General features: G+C 29.6%; 15 protein-coding genes. All 15 read left to right on the top strand.

Annotated features, from left to right (window positions below; all coding sequences use genetic code 11):
* Positions 1-155: 155 nt before the first annotated feature.
* The 15 genes from JMO20_RS15605 to JMO20_RS15535 all read left to right on the top strand — a co-directional run bounded on the left by JMO20_RS15605 (position 156) and on the right by JMO20_RS15535 (position 13,609).
* Positions 156-845, top strand: a complete 690-nt coding sequence (locus tag JMO20_RS15605) for a response regulator transcription factor (RefSeq protein ID WP_279380156.1) — start codon at positions 156-158, stop codon at positions 843-845.
* Entirely contained in the window at positions 820-2,271 is a 1,452-nt protein-coding gene (locus JMO20_RS15600) for a sensor histidine kinase (protein WP_243414785.1), read from the top strand. Before JMO20_RS15605 ends, JMO20_RS15600 begins: the two co-directional genes overlap by 26 nt.
* 26 nt (positions 2,272-2,297) lie before the next feature.
* Positions 2,298-3,182, top strand: a complete 885-nt coding sequence (locus JMO20_RS15595; protein ID WP_202710632.1) for a GerMN domain-containing protein — start codon at positions 2,298-2,300, stop codon at positions 3,180-3,182.
* 142 nt (positions 3,183-3,324) lie between these two features.
* Positions 3,325-4,578 carry an aspartate aminotransferase family protein gene (locus JMO20_RS15590; protein ID WP_202710631.1) on the top strand — a complete coding sequence of 418 codons (1,254 nt, stop codon included), beginning with the start codon at positions 3,325-3,327 and terminating at the stop codon, positions 4,576-4,578.
* A gap of 276 nt (positions 4,579-4,854) precedes the next feature.
* Positions 4,855-6,336: a sodium/proline symporter PutP gene (putP, locus tag JMO20_RS15585; protein ID WP_202710630.1), complete on the top strand. Its 1,482-nt coding sequence runs from the start codon at positions 4,855-4,857 to the stop codon at positions 6,334-6,336.
* A 276-nt stretch (positions 6,337-6,612) separates the two neighbouring features.
* On the top strand, positions 6,613-7,002 hold the full coding sequence (locus tag JMO20_RS15580; RefSeq protein ID WP_202710629.1) for a hypothetical protein: 390 nt from the start codon (positions 6,613-6,615) through the stop codon (positions 7,000-7,002).
* A gap of 28 nt (positions 7,003-7,030) precedes the next feature.
* Positions 7,031-7,507: a Na+/H+ antiporter subunit E gene (locus JMO20_RS15575; protein ID WP_202710628.1), complete on the top strand. Its 477-nt coding sequence runs from the start codon at positions 7,031-7,033 to the stop codon at positions 7,505-7,507.
* Positions 7,508-7,524: 17 nt separating this feature from the next.
* Positions 7,525-7,785 carry an MrpF/PhaF family protein gene (locus tag JMO20_RS15570; RefSeq protein WP_202710627.1) on the top strand — a complete coding sequence of 87 codons (261 nt, stop codon included), beginning with the start codon at positions 7,525-7,527 and terminating at the stop codon, positions 7,783-7,785.
* Complete coding sequence (mnhG, locus tag JMO20_RS15565; RefSeq protein WP_202710626.1) at positions 7,782-8,075, top strand: monovalent cation/H(+) antiporter subunit G; 294 nt, start codon at positions 7,782-7,784, stop codon at positions 8,073-8,075. The genes JMO20_RS15570 and mnhG overlap by 4 nt, the downstream gene beginning before the upstream one ends.
* A complete protein-coding gene (locus JMO20_RS15560) occupies positions 8,072-8,620 on the top strand; it encodes a Na(+)/H(+) antiporter subunit B (RefSeq protein ID WP_202710625.1) in 549 nt (182 codons plus the stop codon). The genes mnhG and JMO20_RS15560 overlap by 4 nt, the downstream gene beginning before the upstream one ends.
* The gene (locus JMO20_RS15555; RefSeq protein ID WP_202710624.1) at positions 8,613-8,879 is read left to right on the top strand and encodes a Na(+)/H(+) antiporter subunit B; all 267 of its coding nucleotides are present in this window, start codon (positions 8,613-8,615) and stop codon (positions 8,877-8,879) included. The genes JMO20_RS15560 and JMO20_RS15555 overlap by 8 nt, the downstream gene beginning before the upstream one ends.
* 25 nt (positions 8,880-8,904) lie before the next feature.
* A complete protein-coding gene (locus tag JMO20_RS15550) occupies positions 8,905-9,309 on the top strand; it encodes an MnhB domain-containing protein (RefSeq protein ID WP_202710623.1) in 405 nt (134 codons plus the stop codon).
* Positions 9,309-9,653: a sodium:proton antiporter gene (locus JMO20_RS15545; RefSeq protein ID WP_202710622.1), complete on the top strand. Its 345-nt coding sequence runs from the start codon at positions 9,309-9,311 to the stop codon at positions 9,651-9,653. Before JMO20_RS15550 ends, JMO20_RS15545 begins: the two co-directional genes overlap by 1 nt.
* 1 nt (position 9,654) lies before the next feature.
* Complete coding sequence (locus JMO20_RS15540; protein ID WP_202710621.1) at positions 9,655-11,247, top strand: complex I subunit 5 family protein; 1,593 nt, start codon at positions 9,655-9,657, stop codon at positions 11,245-11,247.
* A gap of 325 nt (positions 11,248-11,572) precedes the next feature.
* Positions 11,573-13,609, top strand: coding sequence for a methyl-accepting chemotaxis protein (locus JMO20_RS15535; protein WP_202710620.1), 2,037 nt, complete (start codon positions 11,573-11,575; stop codon positions 13,607-13,609).
* Positions 13,610-13,699 lie beyond the last annotated feature (90 nt).

Below are 13,699 nucleotides of genomic sequence, written 5' to 3'. Positions count from 1 at the left end.
GATGTAAATATAGATTTTAATAAGATGTACATACCATAGTTGTAAAATAAATTTAAAAATCTAAAAGGATTTTGAAGAAATTTGTAGAAGATAGTTATATTGTTGGACGCTTAGCCTGATGGCAATAATAGCAATAATATATAAGAGGTGATATGATGGACACCAAAATTTTGATAGTAGATGATGAAGCTTTATTGGTGAAAGGATTAAAGTACAGTTTAGAGCAGGATGGATATGATATAGATACTGCATTTGATGGAAATGAAGCTTTAGAAAAGGCACAAAACACAAAGTATGAGTTGATTATACTAGACCTTATGCTCCCTGGCATAGATGGATTAGAAGTATGTCAAAAAATTAGAGAGAATTCACAAGTTCCAATTATTATGTTAACAGCTAAAGGGGAAGATATCAATAAAATACTTGGTTTAGAATATGGTGCTGATGATTATTTAACCAAGCCATTTAATATATTAGAATTGAAGGCTAGAATAAAGGCCATACTTAGGAGAGCTAATACGAAGAGTACTAAGCTTGGTGAACAAATAATACAAGTTGATAATTTTACGATCAACACACTTGGAAGGAAAGTTACAATTGATGGAAGAGATGTAAATCTTACTGCAAAAGAATTTGATTTACTATTACTTTTGGCATCGAATCCTGGTAAAGTGTTTACAAGAGAAGAGTTACTTGAGATTATTTGGGGCTATGAATACTTTGGAGATTTAAGAACTGTTGATGTACATATACGAAGATTAAGGGAAAAAATTGAAAAAGATTCTGGTCAAGCAGAGTACATTTTAACCAAATGGGGAGTTGGTTACTATTTTAGGAAGAAATAAAAATAATAGGCGTTTTATTAGTGTTAGGTGGAAGCTTGTTTCCACCTATTTATTATTAATAGTAGTTTCTTTAATAATAATAAACGTTTTTATTAGTCAGACCATATTGAATATATACTTAAATCAAGAAAAATTAGAGTATTTAACTGAGGCTAATACATTATCTAATAGACTAAAATATTATATGATGCCTAGTAAAACTTTAAATTTAGTAGACTATATAGGGCCAATCATTGAACCTCGAAGTCAAAAGATTGATTCACGGATTATTGTAGTAGATAAAAATAATATTGTAATTGAGGATTCAAACTCAGCACATATTGGACAAGAGTTTAAACATTCAGAAATAAATGATGCTTTGAAAGGAAAAAATGTTCATGGATTATATAATTTTAAGAAGCTTGGACACGTGTTATATACAGCAGTTCCAATAAAATTAGATAATGAAATTGTTGGGGCAGTACTTATTTCAGCATCAATTAATAGCGTATATGAAGAGTTGGCTCAGATAAATAATAAGCTAATTCTCATATCGGTGACAAGTATAATTTTTATCGCTTTATTGAGCTTTATTTTTGCTAGCTATCTGTCCAGTCCAATAGAACGTTTCACTAGAATAATCAGTCAAATATCTCAAGATAAATTGAATCAAAGAATAAAGATGGATACAAATGATGAATTTAAGAAAATGGCAGATTCTTTTAATATAATGCTTAATAAATTGGATCAAGTAGATAAACAAAGGAAAGATTTCGTTGCAAATGTATCTCATGAATTAAGAACTCCACTTAGCTCAATGAAATTGTTATCTGAGTCTTTAATTCATCAAGAAGAGAGTAATATAGATATTTATAAGGAATTCTTAAAGGACATAAATTCAGAAGTGAACAGGTTGAATAATATTATTGACGATCTTTTATATCTAGTAGATTTAGATAAAGAGAAGTTAACATTAAACTATGGCACAACTTACATAAACTTTTTATTAGAAAGAATAGTGACAAGGTTACAACCTTTGGCAAAAGAGAAATCAATTGATTTGGAGCTAAAATTAAAAGAAAAAGTTCAGATAAGTATTGATTCTGATAAAATTCAGCAATCAATAATAAATATAATTCATAATGCTATTAAGTATACTCCAAAAGAAGGTCAAGTTAAAGTAAGCTTATATACCAAGGGTAAAAATGCTATAATAGAGATTAAGGATAATGGTATCGGAATTGACAAGGAGTCTTTAAGTCATGTCTTTGATAGGTTCTATAGAGTAGATAAAGCTCGGGCAAGGAATACAGGAGGGACTGGATTAGGGCTTTCCATAGCGTATCAAATAGTTTCTCTCCATCAAGGAACTATTAAAGTTGAAAGTGAGGTTGGTGAAGGTAGTACTTTCTACATTATGTTACCAACTGACATAGGAATAGATTGATTATTACTTTATTTGGAGGAGTTTTTATGTTACGAAGGCTATGTTACATTTACCTTTTAGTTATATTAATGATTACAGGATGTACTACTTATGATAGTTTTGATGAAGAAAGTAATAACTATCCACCGATAGATCCTACACCTAGTGAGGAATATGCTAAGTTAGTATTATACTTTCCAAATTATGAACTTACTAGACTAAGTCAAGAAGTTAGATTAGTAAAGATGAAAAGGCAAAACGAACAAGAAGCTGTTATTGATGAGCTATTAAAAGGACCAAATGATTCTCAATCTCTTAACCTAATACCATCAGGTACAAAGCTTTTGTCAATTGATGTAATGGAAGGGACTGCCTATGTTAATTTTTCTAAAGATTTTATTGAGAAAAATTATAGTGAAAGAGAAGAAGTTTTGACGATATATTCAATAGTTAATAGTTTAACTCAGCTTGAGGATATTATAAATGTTCAGATTTTAATCAATGGACAAATAAAAGATGTTTTACACACACATTTAAGCTTAGCAAATTCAAAGGAGTTCTCTTCTTTTGTTGTTAATTATGATTATGTAAGTCCTTCAAATACAATAGTAGAATTTTATGATAGCATAATAACTTCTGATTATGCTCGGGCAATGAATTTGTTTACTAATGATAAGAAAGAAACCTATAAAAAAGGTATTTTATCTCCATATTTTGATGAAATATATAGCAATACAGATGAAATTATAGTGACAGACTATATTATTAATGAATATGGTAGAGGGGCAAATGGAAGGACAAATTTGTGGGTTAATGTTGTAATGTACAATGGAAGTTTTGGAAGAACAGAAAAATTTGAGGAATATGACCTTATTTATCAAAACGGGAAATTTAGAATTTCTGAAGTAGAAGAGGATACCGACGAAAGATAGGAAAAAGAGTAGGATTTCTACGAGATAGAAAAACTTTAATAATTCTATCTTAAATAAAGGGAATTTTTAGATTTTATTGAATATATAATATGTTAGAATGTATTATAGGGTCCTAATATTAATGAATAAGGAAGTGATATACATGGAGAGTAAACCAAGGCTAAACATTGAAGGGTCATTAAAGCTTTTTGAGGAAGGAAAGAAAATTTCTCCAGGAGGAGTAATGGGTATTAGACGTCCATACAACTTTGTTCCAGGTGAGTATCCTATATATATTGAAAAAGGATATGGTGGACATATAGTTGATGTAGACGGAAACGATTACATTGATATGCTTTGTGCATATGGTCCTATTATTCTCGGTTATAATGAGCCTGAGATAAATCAAGCAGTAATTGAACAAATGGAGAAAGGATTCTGTTTTTCATTGGTACAGGAAGTACAAAACGAATTACAGAAAAAATTAATTGAATTGATACCTTCAGCAGAAATGGTAGTGTTAGGCAAGACAGGTTCTGATGCAACTGGTATAGCGGTACGTATTGCTAGAGGTTATAAAGATAAGCCTAAGATTCTTCGTTGTGGTTATCATGGTTGGCATGATTGGTGTGTAGAAGTTCCTGGCGGTGTTCCTAAGCAAGTTACTGAGCTTACTATTGAATTTAAATATGCAGATTTAGATGACTTAGAACAAAAATTAATAGAAAACAAGGATGAAGTTGCAGCTATTATAATTACGCCTGTAGGTCATCCATTAGCAAAACCTGTAATGGCTCCACCAGAAGGCTATCTTGAGGGAGTTAGAGCATTAGCTGACAAATATGATGTTGTCCTTATTTTTGATGAAATACGTACTGGATTTAGAGTTGCAATGGGTGGTGCACAAGAAAGATATGGAGTAACACCTGATATGTCAGTGTTTGGTAAAGCTATGGCAAATGGCTATCCAATTAGTGCCTGTGTAGGTAAAGAAGAAATAATGAAGGTTATGGAGGAAAAAGTTTTCATAAGCTCAACATTCTTCCCGAACAGTTTAGAAATGGTAGCTGCATTAAAGTGTATTGAAATCTTAGAGCGCGATAATATACTAGAAGATATTTGGACTAGAGGATCCGAATTCTTAGAAAAATTAACAAACATAGTTGAAAAATCAGGTGTTCCAGCTACTGTGTCTGGAATCCCACCGATGCCATACATAACATTTGATAAAGCTGATGATAAGTATAAGGAGAGAAGAACATGTTTCTATACTGAAACTATTCGTAGAAATCTATTCATTCAGCCATATCATCATGGGTATATTTGCTATAGGCATACCGATGAAGATTTAAATAATGCCTTGAAAGCCATTGAAGAGGCTTTAGAGGTTGCTAAAGAAAAATATCCTGTAGAATAAAGTAGTTAGTGAAAAGACCCCAATTAGTTTTTAGTTGGAGGTCTTTTTTTTAGTTCCTTGTCAATAATTGGGATGAGTATTCTTTGGAATACTTGTCCTTATATTGTTTTGAGATATTTTCACCTACAAAATAATATAAGTCAAGAATTTATTAAATTTCAATATATTTGACATAAGCATATATCAGATGATAAAATAAATAAAATTACAAAAAAGTAAACAATTAATTACAAAAACGTAATAACATTATTGTTTCTATTTGAAAGGAGGACAGCAATGATATCTTTTAGTATTGAAGTTTTAATTGTGTTTATAGTTTATTTATTATTTATGCTACTTATAGGTGTATTCTTTTATAAACGGAATGATAATTTACCAGACTATATTCTAGGAGGAAGAGGATTAAATAGTTGGGTTACAGCTATGAGTGCACAGGCTTCAGATATGAGTGGGTGGTTATTACTTGGGTTACCTGGTTATGCCTATGCTTCTGGAATGGAATCCATATGGATAGCAATAGGACTAGGCTTAGGTACTTATCTGAATTGGAAATTTATAGCTAAAAGACTGCGAAAATACACCCAGATTTCAGGAGATTCCATTACTTTATCAGTATACTTTGAGAACAGATTTAGGGATAAATCAAAGATATTAAGAACGGTATCTGCTTTTTTTATAATTTTATTTTTCCTATTTTATACTTCATCAGGTTTAGTTGCAGGAGGAAAATTATTCAATGTTGTATTTGGGATGAATTATACTGTTGCATTAACCTTAGGAGCATTAGTAATAATAGCATATACATTCTTTGGTGGATTCATGGCAGTAAGTTGGACAGATTTCTTTCAGGGATTACTAATGTTTATCACAATAATCATAGTTCCTGCAGTGGCCATAACCAATGTAGGTGGATTGGGATCGACATTAGATAGCTTGAGAAGTATAAATGTTGAATTATTGAATCCTTTTACTGGGACAGATGGTAACCAATTAACTTTTATTTCAATTTTTTCACTGTTTGCATGGTTTTTTGGATATTTTGGACAACCTCATATCTTAGCTCGTTTTATGGCAATAAAATCTTCCTCAATGATAAAAAAGGCGAGAAATATAGCTATGATATGGGTTGTAATAAGCCTAAGTATGGCTATACTAGTTGGTATAACTGGACGTGTGTTTTTAGATATTGATTTAGTAGATCCAGAATATGTTTTCATGGCAATGGTAAGCACTATTTTTCCAGCTATAATAGCTGGCATAATGTTAGCAGCCATACTAGCAGCAATTATGAGTACCGCTGATTCTCAACTTTTAGTATCAGCATCTGCTTTAACAGAAGATTTTTATAGAGTATTTTTCAAAAGAAATGCATCAGAGAAACAATTAGTTTGGGTTAGTAGGATGGCAGTTATAGGTGTAGCAATAGTAGCATATATACTAGCATTGAATGCTGAGGAATCTGTATTGGAGTTAGTTTCTTACGCATGGGGAGGGTTTGGTGCAGCCTTTGGACCTGTGGTTATATTCTCCTTATTTTGGAAGCGTATGACTAGGTTAAGTGCAATTGCAGGCATGATAACTGGTGGTTTAACTGTAGTCATTTGGAAGCAACTGACAGGTGGGATATTTGATATTTATGAAATTGCCCCTGGATTTATTTTAGCCAGTATAGTAATAGTGGGTGTTAGTCTCCTAGGCAAGAAACCTTCTGAAGAGATATTAAATGAGTTTGAAAAAGTTAGAAGTAGTGAAATATAAGTGATAAATTTAGTACATTTAGGGTAAAAATAAATTAAATAGAAAATATTTTTTTGTAATTTAATCATGAAATCAAGTAAAATTTCATAAGTATTATTAAACTTTATTAGTTATTTTTCTTATAGAAAGAATTTTAAAAGTCTAAATTTAAAGATATAATCATAAAGGAATAACTTAATATGTGCATAAGGGTCAAGGAATTACTAGTGTTTATAGAGTTCCTTGACCATTTTTACAATTATTCTTCAAAATTAAAGAATCAGGTTGATGTTTTTAATGCAAATAATTACTCGAGAAATTGTAAAAATTAGAAAGGGTGATGAAATGCAAAGTGAAAAACAGAGAATAATTGCAATAGTTAATGAACTTGTGACATTTTTACTACATAATAAAGCCACTTCAATACAGATAAATCTAAAAGAGAGTGATGAAGATAGTAGAATTTATGTGTGTTCTAATATTGCCGATAGCAAAGTACTAAGTGATCTGAAAAATAAGATTATGGCAAACAGATCTGAGGAAGTAGAAAGCTTATATTGGAAACTCCTTGGTGATGAAAATACGAAAGATGAATTATATCTAATTGGGAAAATGGTTAATGATTCAAATATTGATTATTCAAACTCAAAATTAGTTATGATTACTCTCGTTAGGAAGAAAAATTAAATATGAAAAAATAGTTTGGGAGGATAAAATGAAGTTAATAAAAGAAAACTATAAACTTTTTGTACTATTATATTTCTTTTGGATAGTATTAACACTAGATTTTCAATTAACCAATCTGATAATAGGATTAGGAATAAGTTCAATAGTTTCTGCTATGACTAAATGGATACTATATGATAAATCTAAATTTAAGATTGATACTCCAATGCTATTAAATGTAATAAAGTTTTTCTTTAGGTTGATGATTGAGATATATAAATCTTCATTTTCTTATATTGTACGAATTATAAAGAAGGATTGTGAACCTATATTTATTGAAATTAATTTAAATACAAAAAATCCTTTAATTATTACTATGATATCCAATGCAATAACGTTGACTCCAGGTACCTTAACAGTTGACACAGATAAGAATAAGTTAATGGTACTATCCATAGATGATCCAACCAAAAAAGGTACTGATTTAAATAAAGAGATTAAAGAAAAGTACGAAGAAATTTTCTAGAGAGAGGGTGAGAAAAAATGTTTTTACTTATAACAATGATTCTGCTAGTTATAGGTATGTTCATAGCAATAATAAGAATGGCTATGGGACCAACAGTTTGGGACAGGTTATTGGCTTTAAATCTTATTTCTGCGAAGACAATCCTCTTATTGGCTATTTATGGTGTATATAAGGATAACATTCTTTTATTAGATATTGCTATATCCTATGGAATAATAGGATTTATTGGTATTACCCTGTTATCTAGATTTATTTTAAGAGGAGGGAGACTTAAGTGATATACAAGGGCATATTAATATTATCTTGGGTATATATTGTGTTTGGAATGATTGGTATATTTAGATTTAAAAATATGTATGCAAGATTACTAACTAGTAGCAAAATAGATACTGTAGCTGCATTAACCATAATAATAGCTATGATTATAAAATCTGGTATTAGTCTTTTATCTTTAAGACTTTTATTAATAATGATTTTTATTATGATAACAAATCCAGTTAATAATCATATTATTGCTAGGTCTGCCTATTTAAATGGAATAAATATAAAGGATGAGATAAAAAAATGAAAATAACTCATTTACTTCAAATATTATTGATATTCTTATCTATTAGTATTATGAAAAGTAAAGATAATCTTAAAGTAATCTTCTTCTTTTCTGCGTTTTCCTTAGTTTCTGCAAGTCTCTATTACTTTTTAAAGTCTCCTGACTTAGCCTTGGCTGAGGCTGCTATAGGGAGCGCTATCATTCCATTAATATATATAATCGCAATTTCTAAGCAAAGACAATTTTTAGTAGTGAGTCATGTTAATAAAAAAGATGGTTTTTTAGACAATAGGGAACTTTTTAAGGGCAAAGGATATGAGATATTGGACAATTTTACTAAACACTATAATCTGAAATTAATTATTAATCATGGAAAGTATGATGAGTTACAAGGAATTTTCCGTAGTAGGAATATAGACTTAGTAGTAGAGAAAAGCAAAGAAAGCGGTAAATACATATTAAAAGGAAAGAAAACTAGTATACTTATGAATAAATTAGAACAATTGACTAAAAATGAAGATGATATTGAAGTTATCAAAATAGAAGAGGGTGAAATGGATGATTAAGAAAGTTATATTAATAGTTATGTTAATAGCTATAATATTTATATTTTCAAATGTAGCCCTAAAATCTGTTGAGAATATTGATTCTGACAGTAAGGATTATTATTTAACTAATACATACAATGATACTGGTTCCAAAAATATAGTTACTGGTATTTATTTGGACTATAGATTATTTGATTCAATATTTGAAGCAAGTATTTTAATTATTTCTGTTTCAGGAATTATTTATATGTCAAAGAAAGATGATGAAGTTCTTTAAGTAGACAAAGAAAGGAAGTGATGAATTGAAAACTTCAGATATATTAATTTGTATAAGTAGATTATTATTTCCTTTTATCCTTTTATATGGTTTCTATATTATAATTAACGGTCATTTGACACCTGGAGGTGGATTTCAGGGCGGTGCAATACTAGCAACTGCTATTCTAATCAGCTATTTTATATATCCTGAGAAAATTAGGGATCTAAACTTATTGATTAAATTGGAAAAATATGTATTTATGGTAATTCTTATAATAGCCTCAATAAGTCTATTTACAAAGGGAGAAATTTTTACTAGCTTTATATCTATTGAAAAGAGTAATAGTTTCAAATCTCTTTTTTTAATAATTTTAAATTTATTTATTGGAATTAAGGTTTCAACAGGTCTTATATTAATTTTTTCGACTTTTATAGAGGAGGGGAAATAATGCGTGTAAGTTTTATACTAGGGTTTATATTACTGTCAATAGGAATCTATGGAGTATGTACTAGTAAAAATATTATAAAATCTATAATATTCTTTAATATTATTCAAGCTTCAATAATAATGTTATTTTTAAATTTTGGCAGTATTGATTCCACAAACATTCCAATAATATCTGAAATGTCACAGGGAACTGAAAACATGGTTGATCCTTTACCACAGGCCCTTATGATAACAACTATAGTAATTGGAGCTGCTATAACAGCTTTGGCTCTTATGCTTAGTATAAAAATATTCCACTATTATGGTACTTTAAATTGGAAAGAATTGATTGAGAGGGAAGGTTAATATGAATTTAATACCTATATATATTATTTTCATTCCAATTATTACTGCAATGTTTGTTTATGTAGTAAATAAAAAGGTATTTAATTATTTAGTATTTTTGGCTCAAGGAGTTATTACCTTCTTATCAATTAGATATTATATGTTATGTGATGGATTTATAGAAAAGCAAATATTAGTATTAGGGGGATGGGAGAAGACTATCTCAATATCTCTTAGGAATGACCGATTATCTATTTCTTTTATTTTTCTTACTATACTTATGTGGTGGCTGATATTAGTATATTGCTGGGAAAAAAGGAAATCTGATTTTAAATTTCTATTTTTTCTATTATTTCTTGAGGGAGCATTTTTAGGACTGATACAAACTAATGATATGTTCAACATGTTTATTTTTATTGAAATAACGACTATTTTATCAACTATACTTATAATATATAAAAAAGATGGTTACTCAGTAAGAGCTGGTTTATACTATCTGCTATTTAACAGTATAGGAATGGTATTTTTCCTATTAGGCCTAATTTTTATATATACTGTTACTGGAAGCTTAAATTTAGATATTATATCGGAAAAGATTAGTTTAATGGGAGAAAACTCAGTTGTAAACCTTTCATATATCTTAATAATTGCAGCAGTAGGAGTTAAATCTGCATTTTTCCCTGTGTACAATTGGTTGCCAAAAGCCCATGGTGCTGCACCAGCATCCATATCTGCTTTACTTTCAGGGTTACTAGTTAAGGGCGGAGTATATGCATTTATTAGATTTAATCAAGTCTTTAATATTGATTCCCTAAAAGAAATATTTTTTATAATAGGATGTATTACAGCAATTTCAGGTGTTCTCTTTGCTCTTAGTCAAAAAGATATAAAACAAATTTTAGCATTTCATACAATATCTCAGATTGGTATTATACTAATGGGATTAAGTAGTATGACTGGCAAATCCTATGTTGGTGGAGTAATGCATATATTTAATCATGCAATTTTTAAATCCTTGTTATTCATGGGAGCGGGATACATAATAAATGTATATGGTACGAGGAAAATTACTGAGATAAGAGGAGTATTCAAGAATATGCCATTTATATCCTGTCTTATGATTATTGGGATGTTGTCTATTACTGGTGCACCTCTATTTAATGGGCTTGTTAGTAAAACAATTATAAAGTATGGATTGAAAGACAATGGAATTAAAACTATAATATTATATATTATTAATTTGGGAACAGGAACTTCATTCATTAAAATGTCCCAGATGTTTTTCGGGTCGTTTAAAGTACAGAAGATTAAAAGTTATAATACTGGAATAGCTATGGTTACCTTAGCTATAATATGCATAATTTTGGGTAATTTTTATTTACCATTTACAAATATATTATTTGGAGATGACTTTTCGACTGTAAAAGTAGTTAGCATATCAAGTCTTTTAAACTATATTATATCAATTGGATTAGGGTACTTAATATATAAATGGATTATTGAGAAGGATTATAAAATAATAAAAAGGTTAAGACATTTAAATATTTCATTTGAAACTACCAATTTTATGCTAATATCTTTTATATTTATAATGATTATTTGGAGCTATTTTTAAGTTGGAAATCTGAATATAATGATTATGTAAAAGCACATAAAAATGAATATAAGAGTTCTTTAAAAGTCATTTGACACTGTAATAATGTCCAATGACTTTTATTTTTTTGATAAATAATGATAATATTTTTGCCATTCGACAAAACTAGACAAAGGGGAAAAAGGAAAATTGTCGAAATTTAAATTATCATGATTATAATATAATCATGATTTACTAATGATATCTAGATAGAAATGAATTGTGACTTGGAGGTGGCTAGACTAAGAAGTGAAATAAGGATTAGTTATCTAGATTTTAATTAATAAAAGTAAAAAGGAGGTAGTATATGAATAAATTTATAGGGAAAATGTCATTTAAATGGAGGATAATTATTATAGTTGTAGTCGTTTTAACTATGGCAATTTCAATTTCTTCCATTTTGTTATTAAGAACAGCTAATGCTAGACTTGAGTCAGAAATAGTTAAAAGTGGAATGCAATTAGCAAGGCAAATAGAAAGGCAAGTGCAAAATAATTATACCATTGAGGGCATTGCTGAAGATATAGTAGATGAAAAGATAATTGCTGCTGCTTCAATGATTAAATACCTAGATATAGAAAAAATAACAAATAATAAAATGGAAGAGATAGTTAACGACTTAAGTATATCAGAAATAAGTATAATAGGAGAGGACAGAATTATAAAGTATTCCAATGTTCCCGCTAATATAGGGTGGAAATATCCTATTGGACATAAAATGGACCCTGTATTTAATGGAGAATCAAATAGTTACTTAGAGGAACCTAGGGAAAACCCATTAGATGGTAAAATATATAAATTTGGTGGAATCAGCTTAGGAAATGGATACTATGTTCAAGCAGGAATGTCATTAGAAAAAATTAGTCAAATTAATAAAGAACTTAATATCGAGGTCCTACTTGATCAGGTAATGGAAGAAAATCAAAACGTTATGTATGCCCTTCAATTAGATAAAACTGGAACAGGAATCGCTGGTTATAATGATTATGTTGGTGAAACCTTTGATAATCAAGCAACTATATCTGCTGCGATAAATGGACAAGAATACTCTGAGCAATGGTATGATGAAGAAAAAGACTTTTACGCTCAAGAGGTTCAGATTCCCTACTATGAAGATGGAGAGCATATAGGATCAATTTGTGTAGGTCTATCTTTGGAGTCTTTAACCAGTGCAAAACAAGATATGATGAACTCTACAATAAAGCTATTAGTAATAATTTTAATTTTGGTAGCTTTAATACTTTATATAATAATAACTGTATCAATGAAACCTTTAAAGGTAGCATCGGATCACATTCAAAAAATTGCTGAAGGAGATTTCACTAAACCGGTTTCAGAAAAAATATTAATTTATAATGATGAGATAGGAAATATTGCAAAATCTATTCAGCAAATGCAAGAACAATTAAAAGTTTTAATCAAAAACATAAAGCAAAGCGCTAATACTATAGTGAATTCTTCTAATGATTTGGCTAGAATAACTGAAGAATCCAATGAGTCTATGAACAATATTTCTTTATCAATTGAACAAATGGCTACAAGTGCATCGGAGCAAGCAAAAGATACGGAATCTGTTGCATCCAGTACAGAAGGACTTGGGAAAAAAATAAACATATCAAATGGTGTTATAAATGAAATAGTTAAATTAACAGACGAAATGAACGAATTAGGAGATCAAGGAAATAGTATTATTTCAGAGCTATATGATAAAACAGAAACTAGTAAAAATAAGAATAATGAAGTGTACACTATTGTAGAAGATGTCAATAAGTCTACTGAAAATGTTGGATCAATTATTGGTTTAATAACACAAATTTCTGAGCAAACCAATTTACTTGCTCTTAATGCAAGCATTGAGGCAGCTAGAGCTGGTGAAGCAGGGAGAGGCTTCGCGGTAGTGGCAGATGAAATAAGGCAATTAGCTGAAAATACAAAGGAAGCTATAATAGATATTCAACAAATCTTAGGAGATATAAAGACAAAATCTATAAATGCCGTTAGTACAATGGATGATGTGAATAAAATATCTCTAAGTCAGAATGAATCAATTAATAGTACAGGTAAGATATTTGAGTTGATAGAGAGTAAACTTAAGGAATTATTATCAAGAACACAGAAAATTGGTGAGGTAAGTAAAGACATTGATGAAAGCAAGGATAATATATTGGCTTCAATTCAAAATATTTCAGCAATAACTGAAGAAAATTCAGCTGGTGCTGAAGAAGTGTCTGCCACTTCAGAGGAACAATTAGCATCAATAGAAGAAATTACTTCACTAGCAAATACTTCTAGGTCATTAGCTAAGGGATTAGAGAATGATATAGAGAAATTTAAAATAGAGTGAACTCGTTCTGCTAAAGCAGAACATTGGGGCTTCAGATGGAGACTCTACTCCACCTGAAGAGAAATCTTCTCTCCCACTTATAGAAGTGGG

Origin of the sequence: Sporosalibacterium faouarense (assembly GCF_016765695.1) — a bacterium.
Classification (GTDB): Bacteria; Bacillota; Clostridia; order Tissierellales; family VENL01; genus Sporosalibacterium; species Sporosalibacterium faouarense.
This window is presented reverse-complemented; position numbering and strand designations above follow the sequence as displayed.

Bases quoted from the DNA above. Each gene is read 5' to 3' on its own strand.
- JMO20_RS15605 (WP_279380156.1), top strand. From the start codon at position 156: ATGGACACCAAAATTTTGATAGTAGATGATGAAGCTTTATTGGTGAAA.
- JMO20_RS15595 (WP_202710632.1), top strand. From the start codon at position 2,298: ATGTTACGAAGGCTATGTTACATTTACCTTTTAGTTATATTAATGATT.
- JMO20_RS15590 (WP_202710631.1), top strand. From the start codon at position 3,325: ATGGAGAGTAAACCAAGGCTAAACATTGAAGGGTCATTAAAGCTTTTT.
- putP (WP_202710630.1), top strand. From the start codon at position 4,855: ATGATATCTTTTAGTATTGAAGTTTTAATTGTGTTTATAGTTTATTTA.
- JMO20_RS15580 (WP_202710629.1), top strand. From the start codon at position 6,613: ATGCAAATAATTACTCGAGAAATTGTAAAAATTAGAAAGGGTGATGAA.
- JMO20_RS15575 (WP_202710628.1), top strand. From the start codon at position 7,031: ATGAAGTTAATAAAAGAAAACTATAAACTTTTTGTACTATTATATTTC.
- JMO20_RS15570 (WP_202710627.1), top strand. From the start codon at position 7,525: ATGTTTTTACTTATAACAATGATTCTGCTAGTTATAGGTATGTTCATA.
- JMO20_RS15560 (WP_202710625.1), top strand. From the start codon at position 8,072: ATGAAAATAACTCATTTACTTCAAATATTATTGATATTCTTATCTATT.
- JMO20_RS15555 (WP_202710624.1), top strand. From the start codon at position 8,613: ATGATTAAGAAAGTTATATTAATAGTTATGTTAATAGCTATAATATTT.
- JMO20_RS15545 (WP_202710622.1), top strand. From the start codon at position 9,309: ATGCGTGTAAGTTTTATACTAGGGTTTATATTACTGTCAATAGGAATC.
- JMO20_RS15540 (WP_202710621.1), top strand. From the start codon at position 9,655: ATGAATTTAATACCTATATATATTATTTTCATTCCAATTATTACTGCA.
- JMO20_RS15535 (WP_202710620.1), top strand. From the start codon at position 11,573: ATGAATAAATTTATAGGGAAAATGTCATTTAAATGGAGGATAATTATT.